The organism is Rossellomorea vietnamensis (genome assembly GCF_008180415.1).
Taxonomy (GTDB): domain Bacteria; phylum Bacillota; class Bacilli; order Bacillales; family Bacillaceae_B; genus Rossellomorea; species Rossellomorea vietnamensis_C.
The window spans coordinates 1-24,312 of the sequence record NZ_VTEI01000025.1 but is presented as its reverse complement, the minus strand read 5'-3'; the positions used below and the strand labels follow the sequence as shown (position 1 = coordinate 24,312).

Annotated in this window: 13 protein-coding genes; 2 read left to right on the top strand and 11 right to left on the bottom strand. The window is 32.2% G+C overall.

Annotated features, from left to right (window positions below; all coding sequences use genetic code 11):
- Both FZC78_RS22595 and FZC78_RS22590 read left to right on the top strand, forming a co-directional pair.
- The coding region (locus FZC78_RS22595) for an ExeA family protein (protein ID WP_148942325.1) at positions 1 to 459 on the top strand (459 nt) is incomplete at its 5' end.
- A complete protein-coding gene (locus FZC78_RS22590; RefSeq protein ID WP_148942324.1) occupies positions 456 to 695 on the top strand; it encodes a DUF5348 domain-containing protein in 240 nt (79 codons plus the stop codon). The genes FZC78_RS22595 and FZC78_RS22590, both read left to right, overlap by 4 nt.
- Before the next feature lie 759 nt (positions 696 to 1,454).
- Here FZC78_RS22590 and FZC78_RS22580 read toward each other — a convergent pair.
- The 11 genes from FZC78_RS22580 to FZC78_RS22530 all read right to left on the bottom strand — a co-directional run bounded on the left by FZC78_RS22580 (position 1,455) and on the right by FZC78_RS22530 (position 24,263).
- On the bottom strand, positions 1,455 to 3,389 hold the full coding sequence (locus tag FZC78_RS22580) for a hypothetical protein (RefSeq protein WP_148942323.1): 1,935 nt from the start codon (positions 3,387 to 3,389) through the stop codon (positions 1,455 to 1,457).
- Positions 3,390 to 3,786: 397 nt separating this feature from the next.
- The gene (locus FZC78_RS22575; RefSeq protein WP_187445066.1) at positions 3,787 to 4,488 is read right to left on the bottom strand and encodes a thioesterase II family protein; all 702 of its coding nucleotides are present in this window, start codon (positions 4,486 to 4,488) and stop codon (positions 3,787 to 3,789) included.
- Between the two features lie 82 nt (positions 4,489 to 4,570).
- Positions 4,571 to 5,293: a 4'-phosphopantetheinyl transferase family protein gene (locus FZC78_RS22570; RefSeq protein ID WP_148942321.1), complete on the bottom strand. Its 723-nt coding sequence runs from the start codon at positions 5,291 to 5,293 to the stop codon at positions 4,571 to 4,573.
- A gap of 20 nt (positions 5,294 to 5,313) precedes the next feature.
- On the bottom strand, positions 5,314 to 8,082 hold the full coding sequence (locus FZC78_RS22565) for an amino acid adenylation domain-containing protein (protein WP_187445065.1): 2,769 nt from the start codon (positions 8,080 to 8,082) through the stop codon (positions 5,314 to 5,316).
- A 16-nt stretch (positions 8,083 to 8,098) separates the two neighbouring features.
- Positions 8,099 to 9,205, bottom strand: coding sequence for an acyl-CoA dehydrogenase family protein (locus FZC78_RS22560; RefSeq protein WP_148942319.1), 1,107 nt, complete (start codon positions 9,203 to 9,205; stop codon positions 8,099 to 8,101).
- Positions 9,206 to 9,227: 22 nt separating this feature from the next.
- Complete coding sequence (locus tag FZC78_RS22555) at positions 9,228 to 10,376, bottom strand: acyl-CoA dehydrogenase family protein (RefSeq protein ID WP_187445064.1); 1,149 nt, start codon at positions 10,374 to 10,376, stop codon at positions 9,228 to 9,230.
- 38 nt (positions 10,377 to 10,414) lie between these two features.
- Positions 10,415 to 12,175: a M28 family peptidase gene (locus FZC78_RS22550; RefSeq protein ID WP_148942317.1), complete on the bottom strand. Its 1,761-nt coding sequence runs from the start codon at positions 12,173 to 12,175 to the stop codon at positions 10,415 to 10,417.
- Positions 12,176 to 12,209: 34 nt separating this feature from the next.
- A complete protein-coding gene (locus FZC78_RS22545; RefSeq protein WP_148942316.1) occupies positions 12,210 to 14,804 on the bottom strand; it encodes a condensation domain-containing protein in 2,595 nt (864 codons plus the stop codon).
- 35 nt (positions 14,805 to 14,839) lie between these two features.
- Positions 14,840 to 18,712 carry a condensation domain-containing protein gene (locus FZC78_RS22540; protein ID WP_148942315.1) on the bottom strand — a complete coding sequence of 1,291 codons (3,873 nt, stop codon included), beginning with the start codon at positions 18,710 to 18,712 and terminating at the stop codon, positions 14,840 to 14,842.
- Between the two features lie 12 nt (positions 18,713 to 18,724).
- Positions 18,725 to 19,291, bottom strand: coding sequence for a phosphopantetheine-binding protein (locus tag FZC78_RS22535; protein WP_148942314.1), 567 nt, complete (start codon positions 19,289 to 19,291; stop codon positions 18,725 to 18,727).
- Positions 19,292 to 19,316: 25 nt separating this feature from the next.
- Complete coding sequence (locus FZC78_RS22530; RefSeq protein WP_215727419.1) at positions 19,317 to 24,263, bottom strand: non-ribosomal peptide synthetase; 4,947 nt, start codon at positions 24,261 to 24,263, stop codon at positions 19,317 to 19,319.
- Positions 24,264 to 24,312 lie beyond the last annotated feature (49 nt).

Sequence of the window (24,312 nt, the reverse complement as noted above, 5' to 3'; positions counted from 1 at the left end):
TTGATGAAAGGCATTCACAAGATAACGCCTGTGGTTGTGGTCGATGAAGCCCATCTGCTTGATCGTGAAATGTTAGAGGAAGTACGTTTCCTTTTAAATTTCCGTATGGATGCGCAAAGTCCCATGGCATTGATTATGGTGGGACAGACTGAGCTTTGGGATCGCCTTCAGCTTCAGTCCTTCGCAGCAATCCGTCAGCGCATTGATATCCAGTTTAAGCTTGATCATCTTGACAGAGCAGAAACAGAGCAATATATGAATAAGCATTTAAGCTATGCAGGTGTTGAACGAGATATTTTTAGTGATCTAGCCCTGGATGAGATTTTCAGCTATTCAAGTGGTGCATCACGACTGATCAATAAACTGGCGACACATTGTCTTCTGTTCGCAGCTCAAAACGGCTCAAGAATCATTGATGACCGTATGGTCAAGAAGGTGATTGAAGGAGAACTTGCATGAAGAAAAGCCTTTGGAAGAGTATGTACTTTGATGAGACACTTGATTGTTGGATTGTTAATTGGGGAGATCAAAAAGGTTACAAACTGAGGTGTGGCGAATGGTTCGAGCTGAATCTTGGTTATGGAAAGGTGTTGTCATGCAGGCTTGAGCTCGGCAGAGATTGGTACATTATCACCGGCAGTCACGAAGTCCGTTTTTATTTGAAGCAAAATGAAACCTATGAGGTAGATTTATAGATGTTTTGGGGAGGCCTCACAAGCCTCCCTTCTGTATCTTTAATAGGCAATAAATCCGTCAAGTTCAGGACAAAATGAGCCGTCAGTTTCAGGACATTATGGAGCGTCATTAACAATTCATCTTTACCCTCCACTTCTTTTAAGTATTATATTAAGTGTGATCTAGGCAACTTCTACTACAATTCGACATTCTCTTACAAAACCCTACTAAATTTAGTAATTATTAGGTGAATTCAATACAAAATAAAGAAAGTTCCCTTAAAGACACAAAAAAACATGGAATGTTTAAACAATCCATGTCTTAAGCTATATCTCGTTTTTTTGAATTTTTGTTTTAAAATTTACTAGTACAGCCTCTAAATCATCTAGTATTTCGCTTGCTATGATCGAAGGTTATCTAGATTGGTTTAAGTCTTATCTTTTATCTAAAAAATATCTAAATTAGTCTTGTCTCTTTTTATAATCTCCTCGTATGCGAAACTTCTCCACCTGCCAGTTGGATTTTTCGCAAAATCCCATGTCTGTGCTCTCGCATTAATAATCTCTTCACTATAGACTATTCCCAAATAACAGTTAGTTTTTATAGTGTCACTTTTTGCCTTATATTAATAATATCAATAAAGTCTACAGTCACTGTTAATGTTGTTCCAGAAGTTATACAGATACCTGTTTAATATTGTCAAAACCTTCTTGAAACAACACACTGTTCATTTACACAAAGACTGAATTAATAACAATGTTAAGGTTGACACCTACTCCTTATAAATATAAATAAGGAGGATAAGCTGCAGTTGCTATATCGACATATAACTTTTCTTCTAGTTCTTCTGACATATCCGAAGACTGATCTTTTCCTTTTCTCTTTTTCTCTTTCTCTTTTAATTCTTTTTCTTTAATATCTTCTTTTTCTAAGAAATCAATATACCACTTATATGTCTCATGTATAGAATTAAGAACTTCAGAAATATGCAAGTTGGGTTGTCTTTTCAGGTAATGAATTAGTGTCCCAATTAGTGAATTAATGTACTTATTTAATCGAATTGTGAAAATATCACTATTAAAGGAAATATTATTATCAGAATGGACTAACTTATTTCTCAACCTATAAATTCGAGTTAGGTCGTGCTCGATTAGTTCATGTAAAGTCATTACATTCTCTTTTAATCTTTTGACATTCAGTAAAATATCTCTTATATAAGCAATCTCTCTATGAATAACTACATTGCCCTCTAGACAATCGTATAATTCCCTTAGTTTTTTTTCACTAGATAGAAAATTAACGAAACTAATTTTATCATACTTCCCTTTATCCCTTGAACATAGCTGGAATAGGCTTTCAATTATTTCTACTTCTTTATAATCCTTGCTACCTTTATATTTACTCAGGTTTTCCCACAATATATTAAGTTGGTCCTTCACATGGTACATACAAATAACTTTTGGTACAATATCTATTACTTTACCTATAATACTTTTACCCTCATATGAATTTAGGATGTACTCTAGACTAGACCAATTATTTAATAATCGATTTTCCGGCGAATCATCTATCGATTTTCTTAAAGTTTCCAGAGAATTATTTAGTTGATTAATACTAGTATTTATTTTACCTTCATCTATTCGCACTTTATCTCTAAGTAAAATAAAATCCCTAATGTCTTCATTTTCTCTATCGCTCATACTTTTATTAAAGATTTGAGTATCAACGTTATCTGTTCGCATTTTCTCCCAAACATCTTCATTACTTTTAAGTAAACAATTTACATTTATGGCTTTCTTATCAAAGCTATAGTGGTGCTTATACATCTCAAGGTAACTCTCTAGGTTTTTTACTACTTTCTCAATCGCTTTGTACTTATCATAAGCAATCACTTCAACTATTAGGTTTTGATATTGTTCAGCTTTTGGATAGTTTAATTTATTTGCCTGGTCTGTGACTAGCTTTTCTTTATCCGCATCGATCTTACAATACCTATATTTTATAGTTATATTTTCGTCTTTATAAAGTTCATCTTTCAATTCATCAGGTAACCAGCTATTAATTATTATCAAATAACTAGATGGTTCCTTAACAAGCTCTTTAAAAAGAAACAATTTATCTTGTAGTTCTTTCTTACTTAAATGATTAGTGAACTTATTTAACTCTTTATATTGCTGTTTCCATTCAATTAGGTATTTCATTGAATAACCCAGATTAATAATCTCACTAAAAAAATATTGTACAAACAAATCTATTTCCTTATAAGACAATGGTGATTTTAGCAATAACTCTATGTAATCTTTTATGAGACTGTCAGAATCAGACCTTTTAGTAATACTAGATATAGCCAGTCGAATCCTAGTATAATCCTTTTGCTTCTCTTCATTTGTTTGGAATTTTTCAATTTCTTTTATTAAATAATCGATATCCCTAGACAAATCACCTTTTAAAGCCCAAGGATTATTTTTACAATGGTATTTAATACTTTTTAAAGAACTATTCATACTGTGTTTTAACTTAGTTTTATCGCTTGTTCCTTCTCTTATCTCTCTTTCAATATCCAAAAATTCATTAAACATTAATATGATGCTATCATATCTTTTATCTTGTAAAGCTTTATAAAAAACTGGTAATTGATGCGAACTAACATCAAAAAATTCTAATAACTTACTTATAAAATAGCGTTGACCGTTTAGTAATCTTTCTTCTGCCACAGTATATACCCCAATTCAATTATTTTACATTTAGAATACCATAAGATAATCATAAATAAATCATTTGACAATGACTAAAGATTTATTTATGATTATATTAAGAATAAAGCAATACATTTCTGAATAAAATAACATTGCAAATATCGGGCATGGCATAGCGAAATGGGTCATTTAATGATTCCCTTGTTATGTTATGTCCTTTTAATATCTCTATTTGGAATCCATGTATAAGGCAAGTAATTATAGAGGATTAGATCTATCACTATAACTACAAGTGTTTCCAAAGAAACAAAACAACGCGCACCGATTGAATATCGATACGCGTTGGCAGCTTAGCTTTTTTTATCTGTCCACTTAACAGGGGTAAGACCAATATCTTAATGTTTGCTTTTCTTTCTTACAATTGTAAATGAGTGAAATCCATATGAAATTCTTTCGAAATCGTGTCTATAATTTCTGAGGTATATTTTATCAAATAAAAATGATCCCCTTTAAATATCCTATGCTCAAACCTATTAGTAGTATGTTCCTTCCATTTTAAAACAGAACTTAACTTTACAGTGTCCTTATCTCCTAGAAATACTGAGATTGGTATAGGCAACATACATACCTCTCTAAAGTACGTTTCAGCGATTTTAAAGTCAGCCCTAATAGCTGGAAGAAATAATGACATTAATTCTATATTCTTTAACAGTTCAATAGGCGTACCATTAAGATCCTTCAGTTTTGATATAAGTTCCGAATCCGACAAATTATAAATTCCTTTGCTTGCTGGCTTTATGTGCGGAGCTTTAGTACTCGATATAAAAAGGTGTTTAGGTAATTTAAAATTTCCCTTCAATAGTAGTTTGCTGACTTCATAACTTATAATCCCGCCCATGCTATGCCCAAAGAAAATATATGGCTTATCCAAATAATGTGAGATTTCTTTTGTCAACATAAGAGCAAGAGCATTTAAGTCATCAACAGGTTTTTCTCTAATTCTATTTTCCCTCCCTGGTAATTGAATTGCAATTATCTCTATACCTTTTTTGTCACAGTAAGGTATCCATTTCCGATAAGAAGAACTACTACCACCAGCATGCGAAAAGCAAAACAATCTTACCTTGTGATTTTTATTTGGATTAAAACAAATTAGGCTATCAGAATAAAATTCTTGTTTGATTATAATCCCTTCTTTCTTAAGTCAAATTTTTTATTGAATTTAGTAATTTATTGTAATCAATTGTCTTGAAGATGAAATTAGGGCGGATATTCGGATCAACTTTATTAACTGCAGTGGATATCATAAATTTATTAGAATAATTTAGTGATTCATAGAAAATATTTTGTGTCTGCGAATATCCTTCCGTACAAGGTACCAAAAAACTTTTTGGATCTATAGAGAAACCTTTACCTTTTAATTTCATATAAGATTCTTTTCTTGTCCAAACCTTAAAAAAAGCAACATTTGATTTTTCTAAGGTTTCTTGAGATTTGACATAATTTACTTCATCACTTAAAAAGATACCATTCATCACATTTAATATATTTTTTTCAACCCTTTCTACATCCACACCTATTTCCCCCATTCTATTAACCCCACACACCAGCATTCCATTAGTATGAGATAAATTAAAGAATAAAGGTCCTTTATCAATACTTCCAGATAAATACAGCTTTCCATAATAATTCTTTTCTAACATGATTCTACTAATACTAGTATTTAATTCTTCACTTAATATAACCTTTAATAAAATCCTACCTAACAAAAATTCGATTTTCCTTTTTTCAACTAAAAAATTATTGTATATTTTTTTTTCACTGTTATCTAATATATTTATGAATCCTTTTACGCTATCCATCTGTAACTGGGGTGGTGTTTGAAGTACATAGATTTTAACAATGTGTTTTTTCCTTTCCATGTAGGCAATCTATCCCTTAGTTAAATTGATATTTCAAATAACGATTCCAATATTGAAGAAATTACTTCTTCCTCATTCTCTTGTAAGAAGAAATGTCCACCATCAAACATCTTTAATTCATTTTGTACAGAGCTTAGTTCTGCCCATCTGTTTAAAGTTTCTGGGCCTATTATATCTTTTTTACCTCCATACATTGAAATTGGAAATGGCAATATTGATAAGTCCCCGGTATACTTATAAGTTTCAGCTAATTTTTCATCTGCCCGCATAGTAGGAATCATAAGTTTTAATAAATCTTTATTACTTAATAAGTCACAGGATAATCCCCCGAACTCATTTACCCTTCTTAAGAACTCATCTTCGGGTAGATGATACCTCGATGGTTCTGAAAGCTCAGCATGTGGTGCTCTACTTGCTAAAGCAAATAATCTAAGAATTTCCACACCCTTTTTTAAAAGTAATCGACTGGTTTCAAACGCCAAAATAGATCCACCACTTTGCCCAAGAAAAATCAAAGGCTTATCTGCAAGCAATTCTATTTCTGAAGCTAAACGATTGGCAACGTCAAATGCTGAATCAAAAGGTGTTTCTCTAATTTTACTGTCTCTTCCTGGTAGATTAACAGTTATAACTTCGATATCAGGAGCTAATATCTCGGGCCACTTACTAAAAATATAGGTACTTGAACCAGCATACGGGAAACAAACCAATCTAAACCTCGCCTCTGGCTCTTTATGTATTTTCAGCCAAGAACTCTCAATTTCTGCAATTTCCTTTATTATGTCTCCTTTTTCATTCTTTTCATTTTTATCTCTTTCCTGAATTAACTTTCCTAAATTTTCAATAATAGGTGTTTGAAAAAAATCAATCAGGTTGATTTTCACATCAAAAATCTCACGAATGCGAGATACTACTAAAGTTGCTTGAAGTGAATTACCACCTAAATCAAAAAAATTATCTTTAACTCCTATATGTTTAACACCTAAAATATCGCTTAGAATTTCATTGCACAATTTTAATTCTATTTCGTTCCTTGGTGCAACAAAGCTATCATCTATAGGTCGAGAGTCCTCGGGTTGCGGCAATAATTTCCTATCAATTTTCCCGTTTGCATTCATTGGAATTTCCGAAATCTGCATAAAATACGAAGGGATCATATAATCAGGGATTTGTTTTTTTAAGTCATCTCTAATTCTATTTATGTCAAGTTCAACATTCGATTCTGATGTTAAATACGCAACTAATTGAGTTTCATTTAAACCATCTGTCAATACCTCAACAGTTACCTGATTTACATCGGGGTTTTTCAGTAATAATGATTCAATCTCCTCGATCTCTACTCTAAATCCTCGGATTTTTATTTGACGGTCTACCCTTCCCAAAATTTCAAGATTACCATCAGGTAACCATTTGACGAGATCACCAGTTTTATAAATCCGGTCTGCTGGATTATCGCTAAACGGGTTTTTCAAAAACATTTGCTCTGTGATTTCTTCTTGATTTATATACCCTCTTGCTAAGCACGCTCCCCCAATGTATAGTTCTCCTTGAATCCCTATAGGTTGAGGCTGTAAATTTTCATTTAGGACATACACCTCAACATTGTGAATTGGTTTCCCTATAGGAGGATTCTTGGACCACTCTCCCCTACATTCAAATAATGTAACCGCTACAGTAGTTTCAGTTGGACCGTAACCATTCATAAAACGCCTATTTTTATTCTCCCACTTTTTCACAAGGTCCCCCGAAAATTTTTCTCCACCAACTGAGATAAGCCGTAAGTTTGGGAAATCATCAGGGTTAAGTAGCGGTAAAAGGGCAGGCGGCAACTCTGCAACAGTTACACCTTCTTTAATCATCAGTTTTGTTAACTCTTCCGGTGCTTTCCGTTCAAGTTCTCCCGCAATACATAATGTCGCACCGGTACAGAGTGAAACAAATATATCAAACACAGATACGTCGAAACCGATAGCTGCAAATTGAATAACAGTATCCATTTTATTAATATCGTACTCTATAGCTATGGATTCAATAAAATTAACTAATGACTTATGTTCAATTTGTACCCCTTTTGGTTGACCAGTGCTTCCAGAAGTATAGATTATATAAGCAAGGTTATGGCCAGTGATTTCCACGTTTAAATTAGTAATAGGATTTGTTTTTATAATTTCTTGAATTTCATCAATATAGACTGGAGATAACTCTCTCCTAAAGCCTTCATCACCTAAAATGTTTTGAGTAGTAATGATTTTTTCAGCTTTAGAGTCTAATACAATTTGTTTTACTCTTTCATCAGGGTATGATGTTGCAATAGGGATGTAACAAGCTCCAGATTTTAAAATTGCTAAGATTGATATAATGACTTCTAGAGACTTATCTAGATAAACTGCGACCAAAGTTTCCTGTTTAACACCCTGTTTAGTTAAATAATAAGCTAACTGGTTTGCTCTATTATTTAGTTCTTCAAAAGTCATATATTCTCCATTAAAGGAAACAGCACATTTATGAGGAGTCTTTAATACTTGTGACTCAAATAACTGAACGATCGATTTACTATTTATATTTAGAGGCTTGCCTTTACTCCAAGTTTCTGTCACCAACTTAAATTCTTCGTCTGTAATTGGATAAGTTCTTTTTAAATCAATCTCTTCATTGTCTAACTGCTTAATTTCCCTTACTTTTTCCTTTCCGGCTTTAGCTCCTTGCGAACTAACGCTACTTTTGATTTTATTAAGAATAGGTCTGCTTTTTTCTAAAGGTAATCTCTTTAATCTCATAGATAAGTCCATTTTAATTCCTCCTAACTTAATATTTATTACTTTCTTTCTCATTTAACTTTAAATTCGATGCTTCAAGCCATAAGTCATTTGGCGTCCCATATCTAATTGCTTCTAAAGCTATTCTACGATAAAACTCCTCAATTTTAGAGAGCTTCGTAAGTCCGTAAGCACCATGTAAATGGAGAGTTTCCCTTGATACTTTTAGAGCTATCTCAGCCATATATGCCAAAGATTCAGTTGCATCCAGCAAAAATTCTTTTGATCCCTCAGAATTAGTCGAATATTCTATTTTTGCTGAAGCCCCTTCTAGCTCCGCTAATAAGGAAGCAAGTTTAAATGAAACTGCTTGATGCTCTATTAATTTTTTATCAAATTGTTTACGCTTGTTTGTGTATTTAATGGCTTCTTCAATTGCACCTCGTGCCAGTCCTTTTAGAAATGCAGCTTGGCGGATCCTTTGATTTGGAAGAACGTGGCTAAATAATACAGGATTTGTATTTAAGCTGTCGTGCCGATTTAGTTTTAACATATTCAAATTTACTTGACTTATATTAGTTTCAGTTATATCGGCACATGTTGTGATGTTGATTGACCTGTTATTTTTAGGGACTTTATAAATAAAATTATCAACAATGATTAAAAAATATTCTACCTCTTTAAGATTTGATATATAACAACTGAATGAATCAATAGAAATATAATTTTTTTCTAGCTCTAAAAAGTTCATATTCTTATCAATCATTATTACATCAAGAAATCTACTTCCAGATTTCAATAAATCTATGTCTTCCTGAATCAATTCACTATTATTAATTTGGGAAAGGATTTCTATAGCTGTGAGAGTTTCGATATATGGTTTAGAATATAAAGCCTTTCCCATTTCTTCTAGTAACATTAAATCTACTTCAATACCCAATTCTAATCCACCATCTTTAAGTGGAATGGCAAAACTAGGAGCATCGATTTCCTTTAGTTCTTCCCAAACATTTTTTTTACTAACCACTCTCTCTAATAGGCCTTCTATATTAGCAACCATTTCAATACCGTCAATCGATCTATCATCTTTGTCTCTTACTGCATTTCTTATTACAGTAGTTAGACTATCAAATAATACAGCACTTTTAGTGTCCATATAATACGTCCTCCTCTATTTACTAAATGGTTAAGCGTAACTTTGATATAGTTTCTAACATCATTTCAGATGTTCCAGCCGACAGTGTTAAGCCTGGTGCCTCTCTATACGCAGACTCTAAACTTCCATACAATTCTGAATACCCATGATTGTCCTTAAGGCAAGCCTCTACCCCTCTTAATTCATGCCCTTTCCAGACCACCTCACAAGCTAACTCACTAGCGTACAATTTTGATATTGCGCTTAACGATTCATCCACTGCTCCTAATCTATTAAACTCGTTGATCACCTTATACGTTAAATATCTAGACGCATCCAATTTACAGCGTAATCGTGAAAGCTCTATCAGCGTGGATTCAGTTGGAATATTATTGATTTCTCTAGTATAAATTAAATCAAACCATCTCTTAGCTCTTACAAAATAATCTAATCCAGTCCTTTCAACAGACAATGCTTTATTAATAACAGACCATCCATCGTTCTCTTTGCCTATCATACAAGTGTTATCTACCACCACACCATCTAGTATAACTTCGTATAATGATTCATCACTTAGGCTAGGGATTTCTGAAATTGTAACCCCCTCACTATTCAAAGGCACCATAAATAAGGATAATCCATCATACTTTGACTGTTTTTCTGAAGTCCTAACGGCTATTAATCCATAATCAGATATGTGAGTTTTCATACTGTATACCTTACGACCAAAAATAGAATAGGTACCAAGATCTTCATTGTTATAAGCTCTTGATTCTAATGAACTTAAATCAGATCCATGTTTAGGCTCGGAGTACAAAATACAAGCATTTTTAGACCCATCCGCCAACTGCGGTAAGTATTTTTCCTTTTGCGACTTCGTTGCTGAAAGTAAAATAACATTCCCAATAATTAAACTAGTTAATACATGTAATGCCTCCGGTATACCACTATTAGACATTTCTTCAACCAATATTGCAGCCTCAATTAGGGTTTTATTTAATCCTCCAAACTCAGATGGGAAATTAGGTGCAAGTAACCCTTGTTCACCTAGAATTCTATAGATCTCCCTTGGGTCTGAATCCAAATTTGCCTTTTTGATCATTTTCCGTTTCTCTTGAATTTCTGCGGTATTTAATAGGGCAATAACTTTTTCCCTAAATTCTTCTTGTTCTTTTGTAAATAAAAAATCCATAAATATTCCCCTTATTAGTATTATTTTATTTAAAGATTTCATTCAGCTAGTAACTCATTAGCAACTGCTTCCCTATCTTTATAAACTGGCCTATTTTCGCTATCACTTCTAGCCCAAGTTGTTAATAGTATAAGTAAAATTAAACTTATATGAATAATGGTAAGAAGTTTGAATTTTACTGTAAATAAGTTCAGAATTGGTTCGTTTACAGTAAAAAGCATGACAAGCAACACTACTGAAGGAATGCTCATCGAGGGAGATAGCCCTATAAATAGTAGTTTAAAAACAATGGTAAATAGAACTATGGGTATAAAGCTTTGTAATAACATAACAAGTGTGTTATCCAAGATCCTCTCTGGTCTTGCACTCTTCAGAACAAAAACTAACACTAAACCAAATACAATTATTGGTAGTAAAAATAAATAACTAGCTCCCGGTAAGTACCATGTAGTAAGATGTAGCATTCCAAGGAAAATAATAATTCCAAACAAAAATGTTTCTAGCCTGCTACCCCTAATCGGAAACAATCTGTAGGTCAAAATACTTACCAAAGATGTTATTAACAAGAAAGATAATTGATAAAAAATTGAATCATATGTAGCTCCAGTATATTGAGTCATCTTATTTACCCAGAGGAAATCAATAACTCTATATAGCCCCCAAGAGAGGAGCAAGGAAAGGAAAATACTTATCACGAAGGGCAAACAACTTCTTAAAATACCCTTTATTGTAACCTCATGTTTTCTAATAGCCCAACAAATCAAACTACCTATAAATATAGTAGTTAATAATGTGAGCGGAACTACAATAGAACTAGGGTAATGTATCATTGTTCCTAAGAAGTTAAAATAAATTTCATTAGTAGATTTAATTGCTTCTAAGTTTAGATTACCGAATATTTTAGCAGTTGAATAAACATTATCTACTTGATGTTGTATAGTGTTTAAATTTACATTATTAACATTGTCAAGAGGTGTATGGTAAGCTTCGTACCCATCAATGTAAGCAAAGTTCATACCAGGTATCCCATATCTTAGGGAAACGGATAGATCTGAATCATTTGGTAATATCTTATAAACATCTCCCATAAATGAATTAGTAGATATCCTCGTCTCACTTTTTGCAAGGTTTTTTATTAATTCACCATTCTGTTCTGAAGTCTGAAACATCATGGAGGAACCTTCAGAACCTCTTGCCTCAAAATTAACTACTAAACCAACCTTCTCTAAATTTGATTTCTTTTTAAAAAATACTTCAGCTCCCAGCATTCCCTTTTCTTCCCCATCAAAAAAAGTAAACCAAATATCATTTTTTAGTGGCGGACCATTTTTTAATGCACGAATTACTTCAAGAAGAGAAGATACACTGACTCCATTATCGTTCGCCCCTGGACCAGTAGCCACAGAATCATAATGAGCAGAAATCATTAATATCTTTTCAGAATCAGAATTACCCTTCATTACCCCTATAATATTTTTTAATTTAATATTACCTTCAAATTCTTCTGTTTTTAAAAAGCCATTAAAAATATCTGTTTTTGTATCTACTCCCATTTTTTCCATTTCACTTAAAATATACCTCTGAACATTCTCTATCTCTTTAGAACCAGTGGGGTGAGGTTTTTGGGCAATAATGTTCAAATGTTCTCTGACTCTTTCAGCAGTTACTTTGCTGCTGTTTATGTCGTTTCCTTCTTTGGCTTTCGGTGGATTATCTAAGTAATTTGTAACAATCGACAAAACTACTATAAACATAGTCACTGCTAAAATTTTTAACCAATTATGTTGAAAATTCCTCATTATATTCTCCTGACTTGATAGTTTTATAAAAATATTAGTAATTTTCTACTTCTCTAACAAAATTATTTAAAATTGTAATATAGGTTTGTACTAACTGTTCAATAGTAGATCTTTTATACCTCTTATTACTAAAAGTCCATCTGATAGTATATTTATCCTCCGATATCCAATTACTTATATCAAATTCCTGAATACGAAAATTTTCAGGGTCTCTTTGATCTAGAATCTCCTCATTTACTCTAGTGAAGATATTTCCCATGTTTTTTTCCCTAGAAGTGAAATTACCCTGGTAATCGAACCCTATCTTAGGAAGTGGGTGTTGGCTTAGTTCATGCCTTAAATTAGAGTCTTTATTTGCATATTTTAAAAGCCCATAACCGAAACCGTTGCTTGGTATACTTGACAGTTGTTTTTTTACATTTTTTAATACACTTATAATATTTTCTCCTGAATCGAGCATTAGATAAACTGGATAATGTGTTCCGAACCAGCCCAATGTTCTTGTCAAATCAAGGTTTTTATCGAAGTGTTCCCTTCCATGTCCACCTGATTCAACTACTATACTTTTTTCACCTGTCCATTGATGTATTGTAAGGAGAAAGGCCGTAAAAGAAATATCCCTTATGCTAACGTTTAATTTCCTCGTAACGGAATGCATTAAATTCATTGTAGTTTCTTCATCTAAATATCCAAATACTGTTTCACTTGTATCTTCTGTGTTAGAACCCTCTGGGAAATCAACAGGGAACCTATATTCCTTTGAAAATTTTTTTTGCGTCCAGAAAGGACTTTCATTTATTATTTCTTTTGAGTGTGCAAAATCATATAATTTATTTGACCACTCTTGATATGTTGTTGTGGGAATAGGTAATTCGATATCTTGTCCAAGCTCCAACTGTTTGTATGCGGTCTGGAAATCTTCCGACAAAATATTAATACTCATGCTATCCATTAAAAGTCGATGACTTATAATTAATAGTTGATCCCTTTCATTTTCTCCCATCTTAAACAGAATAACTTTTAACAAAGGACCTGATGTAATGCTAAGCTTTAATTGATGATCCCTATTCAGTTTATCTATTTTCATCTTTTTTTCTTGCTTATTTAGCTGGGACAAATCATACACAATAAAATCTATGTTTTTAGTTGTTTGAGAAATTGATTGTCTCCAATTCATATCCTCTTTAAAATATTTGATATTTAAAGAATCATGATGATTTGTTAATATATTTAATACTTCCTCGAACTTATGGATGTCTAAGTCCATGTTTACTTCATAAATCCACGAGTTGTTAAAGTGATTGGGATTGATGTAATCTTTATCAAAAAACCAATATTTAGATGGTGACATAGGAATAATATTTTTTGAATTAATAATGGTATTAGAAATATATTTACTCTCATTGGAAACTTTGCTGGATAACTCACCAATTGTTGGACTTGCAATTATATCTTTTGGAGTTAGATTTAAATTCTTTTGCTTCATCTTATAGAACACTTGAATAGATAGTAAAGAATCTCCACCTAATTCAAAAAAGTTATCTTCAATAGATATATCTTTAACACCTAAAACCTCGGACCAAATAAGAGCTATTTCTTTTTCTATTTCATTCCTTGGCCTTGTAATTTTTTTTTCTTGATTCTCTTTATATAAGAATTTTTCATCCAAAAAATCTTGTTGATCAATGATGCTTTCCTCATTATCATTCACCCAAATAAATTCAGAGGGTATTTCTGAATCACTAAAAGCTTTTAATAGGTAAGACTTTATTATGTGATTAGAACGTATTTTATTTGGAACCCCCTTTATAAAAGCTACATGCCTTTCATCTTTAATATTAACTAATGCCTCCTGAACTAACGGATGTTTATTGAGATATTCCTCTATTAACCTATTTTTTTTATCTTTCGGTAAATTCTTAATGTGCAGAGGTGTATTGAGAGACAGGTTATGAACCTTACTTGTCGGTTCGCTAAAAATTTTTTCTAAAACTTCATTACTTCTAGCTATTAATTGAGAGATCTGATCACAATTAAAAATTTTATCATTGTATCTGATTTCACCAATTGAACTACTAAAATCATTTTTTAGACGGATATAAAGATCATAATCCTCATTATTTGTAATATCGTAATGTAAATCTTCATCACTAATAACTAGATTATATGTTGAACTTTCTAACCCTAGATTGTAAATGATTGAGTCCAAAGAAAAACTCACATTTTCATATACATTTAGCAACTCCTTACGTGTGAAATTCATTACTTGCTTTATACTCGTATCCTTTGAGACTTCATTAATAATAGGAATTAATGAAGTCTTTGTGTTAGTGTTACTGTCTTTAAGAAGAGGAGTACCAAAAATGATTTTGTTTCTATCAGAATACTCAAGTAAACATATTTGAATAGCAGCTGAAAATAACACGTATTTTAAGAAACTTGAGTTTTCAGTTAGTGCCTTAACTCTTCTTGGGAGATCACTATCAACTTGCCAATAAACACTTTTTAAATTGTCAGGTGGTATATCGGTTTTCACCTTATTCAAACTTAAAAAGTTAAAATTATTAATCTCTGATAGTCTTGACTCCCAAAATTGTTTTTTCTTTATTTCTTTCTCAGTAAAGCTCATTTTAATTCTCCTCTCATCATTAGAAGGTTTAATTATTAGAAATTAAAGTCCTCATTAGAGATAGTAGATAATACTTTACTTTCATTCTTATCTTGTACATCAACTAACTCGATATCTCGCGTCTTAATAGTTGGACTATTAATTATCGTTTCTAAAAGCCTTATAAAGTTATCTACCATCTTTTTCATTTCATCTTTTTCAAAGATATCAGTATTATAAATAAATAGTCCTTTTATTTTTTCTTTGCTGCTCATTAAAATCATTTCTAGGTCACCCATAACCGTTTCAATAGGTTTGACTAATGGCTCAACCTCAAAGTTCGGAACATCAAGATCTTGTATTAAATGATTATGGTGAAAATCGAATAATACTTGGAAAACTGGAGTAAATTCTAATTTTCTTTGTATATTTAAATGCTCAACAATTTTATTAAATGGAACATCAGAATTTTTTAAAACTTCTACGAAGTCATTTTTTATTATTTGAAGTAGTTCGGTGAATTTTAAATCTTCCGAAACTATTGTTCTTACTGGTACTGTATTCACAAAATTACCCATTGTTTTTTCATATTTTGTTTTTCTTCCTACCGTTGGAACCCCAATAACTATATCTTTCTGTCCTGAATATCTAAATAGCAGGGATTTCCATGATGCCAATAATGTCATAAATAATGTTACATTTTCTTTTTTACTAAGTTTCGAAAGTTCAGATACTAAATCTTTAGGTATTTCAAAGGAATACGTTTCACCTTGAAAACTTTGCACAGCTGGCCGCTTACTTTGAGTAGGTAAACTTAGAAGTTCTGGTGCATTCTTTAGGTTGCTCTCCCAGAATGCTAACTGTTGCTTAAGCTTATCTCTCTCTGTAGTGCTTCTCTGTAATTTCGCATAATCTCTAAATTGATATTCCAGATTTTCCAAATGAGGTTTTTCATTATTTATAAGCGACTGATAAACATTAACTAGTTCATTCTGGAAAATTTGATAAGACCAATTATCAGATATGATGTGATGCATTATAGATATTAAGACATGATGATTCTCCTCAATTTTTATTAATAGAAACCTATAAAGCGGCCCCTTTTCTAAATCAAATGGTGTTATTGTATTATCTCTAAAAATACTAGTGACTTTTTTTTCTTTAAAACTATCTTCTACATCAGTTAAGTCAATAATGGGTAGAATGTAGTCCCAATTCTCTATTGGTTTAACAATTGCAACCGGTTTTCCATCCTTTTGAGGATATATCGTTCTTAAATTATCATGACGTGAAACTAACTCAACTACACTCTCGGTAAGTATCTTAGTATTTAGGTTACCTTTTAAATGAATTCCTGAAGGAATATTATAAGAAGAACTATCGGATTCATAGTGTGCCAAATACCACATACTTTCTTCAGAATAAGATAATTCATTATTAATAGTGCTTTTAGACTCTACTTGAGGTTTCTCAGAAACTACTTGTTCTTCTTGGACTAATGACATCATGTACTCAGTAAGTTCATCTATGGTTGAATAGGTAAATAGTGAATCATAATCAATTTCGACACCATACATTTCTTCTAACCTTTCAATAATGTGTAAAGAAATAAGAGAGTTACCACCTAATTCAAAGAAATCCTCTTTAGAATCTACATTTTCTAAACTTAAAGCATCCATCCATACATTTGTAATATTGATTTTTAATGATGAAGAGTCGTTGGAATAGTCACTCGAATAACTACCTTGCTCTCCTTGATCTAAAAGTTCATCATTTTCCAATGACTCAGTTATATTTTCTGATTGAATTTTTTCTTCAACCCAACAACTTTGCTTTTCAAAAGGATAATGTGGTAATTCAACTCGATAAGCCTCATTTTCCTTGTAATATATCTTCCAATCCAAATAAACTCCATTATTATATAATTCGGATTGTGTTTCTATTAAAGAGTTTACGTTGTCCTCTTTGTGAGAATTAATAACTATAATGTCCTTTAAATCCGTGTTTGATATCTCACTACCTAGATCACTTTGAAAACTCATATCTAAGAAAACTGGGTCTGCTATTTTATTCGACTCGTTAATAAAAGAAATTAGTTTTTGATTATCAATTGTATTCTCTAATGAAAAACCATTCAATTTCTCCATTAAACCATTAAAAGATAAATCCCCTGTAATATGCTCCACTAATAGGTTACCAACACCTGTTCCAATTATTTTTAAAGGTGTAACTCCTACAGATATCCAATATCTATAGGAAAGATATTGAAATATAATATTCTTAGCAAATTCCGAGCCAATGTCAATCTCGGAATTCAATATTTCTTTATAAATTTTTGCTCCTTCTGTAAACTCTGTGGTCAAAAAGATAAATAATTCTTCTGGAATACTAATTTTATGGCCAAACAAGAATATTACATCCTTTTTACTCTTCTCCTCCAGATTCACATCTGAGAATCTTAGCTTAGAGATTAACTCTTGTTTGTCTTTAACAACAAAAGATTCTCTTATAGAATAATCATTTCTTCCTCGATTTAAAGTGAATGAAATATCCCTTAAATCATCAATTGAATTTCTAAGATGTTCATTTAGCCTTTCTTTATATTGAGTTAGTGAGTTCTTGTTCTTAGCAGAGACTGTAACTAAATATGGGAGTTCTTCTTTTACCTTGGGTCTTTTTATCCCTGGGGCTTCTTCAAGAACAATATGTGCATTAGCCCCAGTAAGTGAAAATCCACTTACTCCTGCTCTTCTTTTTTCTCCTTCATTAATATCCCAATTTCTTAGTCTCGTATTTACTTTTATAGCTGTATCTTCAAAGTTAATAAGCTTATTAGGTTTATTAAAATGAAGGGAGGGAAATATCTTTTTATACTTTAACGATAAAACTGTTTTGATTATACTGGCGATTCCCGCTGATTCAGATAAATGTCCAATGTTAGATTTAACTGAACCAATATGACAAAACTTCCTATCTGAAGTAATTTGATTAAATGCATCGGTTAGACCTTGGATCTCAATTGGATCACCTATATTTGTTCCTGTACCATGAGCTTCAATATAGCCAATCGTCCGAGGGTTTATATCTGCCCTTTCCCAAGCTTTTAAAATCACTTCTGTCTGTGCTTTAGGACTTGGAGCAGTAATCCCATTTGACCTATTTCCATCTTGGTTGGTAGCACTTCCTTTTATTAATGCTTGAATATTATCTTTATCTTTTAGCGCTTTTTCAAGTGGTTTTAGAATTAGAATCCCACCACCTTCTCCACCGATAATGCCATCAGCAGAATCATCAAAAACTTTACATTTGTTATCTTTTGAACCTATCCCAAAATTGTGCTTCCTCGTGTAATTCAAGTTTGGCAAGATTCTAATTCCTCCAGTTATTGCTTGTTCAACTTCACCTAATTTTAGTTTGTTTATAGATTCATGTAGACAAGTCAATGCTGAAGAACAAGACGTATCTATCATCATTGATGGTCCTTTTAATCCAAAATAATATGAAATTCTTCCTGCAGGCATAGAATGGGCATTTCCAGTAATTAATGTAGGGTGAAAGTTTTTAACTAGATCTACATATTCTAATTTAGGGGCACCTAAACTATTTAATATCACAGAAGTATTTGTATTTTTATATTCTTCTAAACTATAACCTGAATTGTCTATTGCTTTACAAACCAACTCTAATAACATTCTCTGGCTTGGATCCATGTTATCAGCTTCTGCCTTAGATAAATTGAAAAAATTATAGTCAAATTCATCTATTTGATCTAAATATCCAAAATTATTATCTTTAATTTTTCCTCCTCTATTTCTTCTATTAGGTATAGACCGTACACTATCTACCCCATTTGCTAAATTTATATAATACTCATTTAAGTCATCCGCTTTTGGGAAAACTCCACTCATACCAATAATAGCAATATCCATTATTTCTCCTCCTTAAAACTGGATTCCTTCGATCTCTTTTTTCGAATGCTCTTTATTTGTCTGCATATCAATATGACTACTTACTGATTCAATGGTATTGAATTTAAATAAATCAACCAAGGTTATAGCATTGGGGTATTTTTCGTTTAACAAATAAAAAACCTGAGAACATTTTAGAGAGTCTCCCCCTATCTCAAAAAAGACATCATCAATACCTATATTTTCTACATTTAAAACTTCTTTCCAAATTTTTAATACATCATTTTCGGTCTCTGTTTTGGGTAATTTCCCGTCTGTCTTTCTAATTTCTTCATCTACATTTTCACTTTTTATATGAATAAACTCTTCAAGATTATCTATCCACCTAAAAACAACCTTTTCTACTCTAGCGGGTAAATTTTCCTTTAAAATCTTTCCAAGAATAAAATTTGATTGAACCTGCTCCCTATTACTTAATAGATAAACAGTAAATTCATTATCGTTTTGATTATAAATAACCTTCGTATCCTTAACAGAGGAATGTGACACCAAAACTTCCTTTATTTCAGATTTAATTTTATTAATTTTGTCGTTTTCCATTTTTCGACACCCACCTTATTTAAGCTTATTTCAAATCCTTTAATGATAAATAGGGGTTTTTTGCTATTCTTTCGAGTATTAGTAAATAATCATCAGATAAGGATTTAATTGTTTCCCTTTTAAATAGCCCAGTGCTGTATTCCACCACTGCACTTAACCTTTCTTCGTCGTCAATAATATCAGCAACAATATCGTATCGGACGGTTGTTTTCTTTAAATCAATCCTTTCTAGATTCAAACCATTCGGTTGCTTAATTTCATTGTGTGTTTTTCGATTTTGATATGAAAAAAATACTTGGCATAATGGTAACTTGCTATGATCCCTTTTCACTTTTAACTTATTTAGGAGCATTTCAAAGGGAAGATCCTGATTTTCAAACGCCTCCAAAACAGTTGTTTTTACTCCTTGTAAATAATCTATAAACCCAGCTTCATTTTTAACTACTGTCCTTATTGGTATTGTATTAACAAATAAACCAATTAACCTTTCCGTATCAATGTTTCTTCCAGACGCACTTGTACCAACCACAATATCTTTACTACCAGAAATTTTTGATAATAAAATATTCCAAGCGGCTATGAAAAGCATATAAAGTGTTACTCCTTCTTTATTAGCTAGTTTTCTAAGATCATTACCAATATTCGTAGGGATTTCAAAATCAAAAATACTTCCCTCAACATTATTAATAGACAATCGATGATAATCATTTGGTAAATTCAAACTAACTGGTGCACCAGCAAGTTTATTTAGCCAATAATCAACCTGGATATTAAAGTCTTTACTATTAATCCAATTCTGTTGCCATTCAGCATAATCTGAAAATTGTATTGGCAGGTTTGGTAACACCACTTCTTCCTTTTCATTTTCATATGAATAGAAAGTAATAACTTCTTCAACCAAATTTTTAAAGGAAACTGCGTCGCTAATAATATGGTGCATTGTTATCATTAACACATATTCATTTATGCCGGTAATTAATAGTTTTACTCTAATTAGTGGCTCATCACTAATATCAAAAGGTCTAAAAGCTTCAGCTTCTATTTCTTTACCGATCTCACTTTTACTCATATGAGTACAACGCACCTTATCAATCATTAATTGTAGCGAAGGTTTTACTACTTGTTTAGGAAGCCCTCTAATACTTTTAAAATTCGCTCTAAGTATTTCATGTCTCTTCACAAGCTTCATAAAACTCTTTTCTAAAATTTCTATATTTAGCTCACCTTTAATTTCCATTGGTAAAGACATATTATAAGCACTACTACCTGATATCATTTGCTCTTGAAACCATATTCCCTGTTGTTCAGCAGTTAGGGGGTAAATTTCTTTGTTTTTTCTATGTGAAATACGTTTCTTCGGACTCTTATTTTTGGAATTTCCCTCCATGAATTCAGCAGTATCTTTTACAGTTGGATAGGTGAAAATATCCTGCATTGAAAGATTTTCATCTAGCTTGTTATTAATCTCCCATGCTAATTTAGCTGCTAATAATGAGTGTCCTCCAAGTTCAAAGAAATTATCTCTAATTCCTGGTTCAGGTAAAGCCTTTCGATCGATTTTTCCATTTGAATTCAATGGGAGTTTATCTATTTCAACAATAAGATCCGGAATCATATAATCTGGTAAGTACTCCTTTAAATAGGAACGTAGTTCCTCTTTTGGATTCTCACCTTCATATTTATGAAATGATACATATGCTACTAGCTGATCATTATCGCCACCACGAACCACAACCACTTGTTCTCGTGCGTATTGATACTTACTTATCACTGTTTCAACTTCATCTAGTTCAATCCGAAATCCTCTAAGTTTCACTTGATGATCTACTCTTCCCAAGTATTCAATATTTCCATCTGGTAGCCACTTTGCTACATCCCCAGTTCGATACATTTTGCCTGATTTATAAGGATGTTCTACAAACTTCTCTTTAGTTAACTTCTCTTGATTTATATATCCCCGTGCCAAACACTCTCCAGATATACATAGCTCACCAGGCACCCCAGGTGGTTGAATCTCATTGTTCGCATCTAAAATAAACATTTGTACATTTTGAATTGGTTTTCCAATTGGGATGGAATAATCTTCTTCAAATGTACAATGGTAYGAAGTAACATCTATAGTAGTCTCTGTTGGGCCGTACATATTTGTTAACTCTATACCATGTTGTTTATAGAGGGTTTCTTTAAATTGTTTTACATGCTTTAATTGTAGGACTTCTCCACCTGAAGAAACTCTCCTTAAGCTTCCTACACGATTAAGAAGCAATGGATCTTCCAGTGATTCTAAGAAAATGTTTAACATTGAAGGAGAAAAGTGTACATGTGTAACCTTTTCTTCTTCTATCTTTTCAATTATTTTATAGGGATCTTTTTCATCTCCGGACTTCAGAAGACTTAAGCTTGCACCCAAAAACGACCAACCAAACAATTCCCACACAGAAAAATCAAATACAAATGAAGCTTTTTGTAAGAAAACATCCGTGCTCGTAAAGTCTAGTTCTCGTATCATCCATTCAATTCTATTTATCACTGAGAAATGTTCAATCATAACACCCTTCGGGTTTCCTGTTGATCCAGAAGTATAGATAATATATGCTAAATTTCTCTCGTTGTGGATTGGTTTTAAATTTGAAGTATCTAGTTCCTCAAATTCTTTTGAATCAATAGCCAGAATATTACCTTTAACCCAATCTATGTTATTTTTGTATTTTTTCTGAGTTATTATGGTATTAACTTCACTATCGTTTAAGATAAACGAGATACGCTCTTTCGGATACTCTGGAAGAATAGGAAGATATGCTCCTCCAGCTTTTAAAATCCCAAATATTCCAGTTACCATTTCTATGGACCGATCGACCATTATCCCTACAATAGTCTCTGTTGTAACTCCTTGATGTCTAAGTTCCCTTGCTACTTGATTAGCCCGCTTGTTTAATTCACTATAAGTTAAAGATTTATCCTCATATGTGACGGCTATCTTATCTGGATTTAAATCTACTTGCTCCTCAAAGATTTCTGTGAGGGTCTTATTTCTTGAAAAAGGGAAAGCGGTTTGATTAAAGTTATCAATAACTTCTTCCCTTTCTCTACTACCCAACAAGGATATGCGTGAAATTTTTTCATTCGGATTTGCTACAATTTCTTTAAGTATATTAATGAAGTAATTTGTCCATTGACTAATGGTCTCTTCATTAAACAAGGTCGTATTATATTCAAACAAGCTGATTAATTCATCGTCGTTTTCTGTTACTTCTAATAGAAGGTCATATTTAGATGTATTATTTTGGTTTCTTGATATATTTATATCTAAATTTTCTAACTCCAACGTTTCCCTCGGCATATTTTGTAATGCAAACATAACCTGAAATAATGGTGAAAAGCTATTACTTCTACTAATAGATGCCTGTTCTACTATTTTGTCGAAAGGGACATCTTGATTGCTATAAGCACTTGTTGCATTTGTTTTCACTTGATTTAACAACTCGTAAAAAGTTGTTTTATCCGTTAAGCCGGTTCGAAGAACCAAATTATTGACAAAAAAGCCTATTAGGTTCTCTGTTTCCTCCTGATTTCGGTTTGCAGCAGGTGAACCAACAAGAATATCTGTTTGACCACTTAAGCGGTAGAGGAAAATCTTAAATGCAGATAACAATGTCATGTACAATGTAGTATTTTCTTTATTCCCTAGCTCTTTTATTGCCTTTGTTAAATCAGAAGGTATCTTAAACTCAAAGATAGCCCCTTTAAAAGTTTGGTTAGAAGACCGTGGATAATTTGTTGGAAGTTCAAGTACCGGTATCTCTCCACTTAGATATTCTTTCCAGAACTCTAATTTTTCATCTAGTCTACCCTCTTTCACTGATTCTCTTTCCCATTCGCTAAAGTCTGCATATTGAATTTCTAGTGCAGGTAGATTAAAAGACTTACCTTTTAACGCTGCATCATACAATATAGACATTTCTCTTACTAATACTCCAACAGACCATCCATCGGCAATTATATGGTGTAATGTGAGAAAAAGTTTATATTCATTATTATTTAATTGAACTAGGACAGCCCTTAAAAGAGGCGGACTACTTAAGTTAAATTGATATGTAGCCTCTCTCTTAGCAATAACATTACACTGTTTTTCTTTTTGATTTCCCGAAAGATTTCCTAAATTGACATGTTCAAAATATAAAGGTTGAGCTTCTTTAATAATTTGCATTAATTCACCATCAACCATTTCGAAATATGTTCTTAAGGTTTCATGCCGGCTAACTATCTCATTAAGGCAATCCTCCAAAATCTTTTCATCTAGATTTCCACTAATATCAATTTCGGAAGCTATATTATATACAGATTTATTATCGATTAACTGGTCCATTAGCCAGATTCTACTTTGAGCATAAGAGACAGGAATCATAAACCCATTTGTAACTAAGTTTATATTTCTTTTTTTAGTCTCTTTAATTCTAATAGCCCTATTATTACTCTCTTCTTGAAGAATTTGTGATAATTCCCTAACAGTTGGATGGGAGAAGACCACTTGCATTCTTAAGTCTTTATTTAGTTTCCTATTCACTTTCCAAATAAACTTTGCAGCTAATAATGAATTTCCTCCTAGCTCAAAAAAATTGTCTTTTACACTAATTTTTTTCGACCCCAGTAACTCCATCCAAATTTGTACTAACTCTTTCTCTATAATTGAACTTGGTGGAATATGAACTTTAGTAATATCATTAATAAGTGTTGGTTCAGGTAAAGCCTTTCGATCGATTTTTCCATTTGAATTCAATGGGAGTTTATCTATTTCAACAATAAGATCCGGAATCATATAATCTGGTAAGTACTCCTTTAAATAGGAACGTAGTTCCTCTTTTGGATTCTCACCTTCATATTTATGAAATGATACATATGCTACTAGCTGATCATTATCGCCACCACGAACCACAACCACTTGTTCTCGTGCGTATTGATACTTACTTATCACTGTTTCAACTTCATCTAGTTCAATCCGAAATCCTCTAAGATCCTCTAAG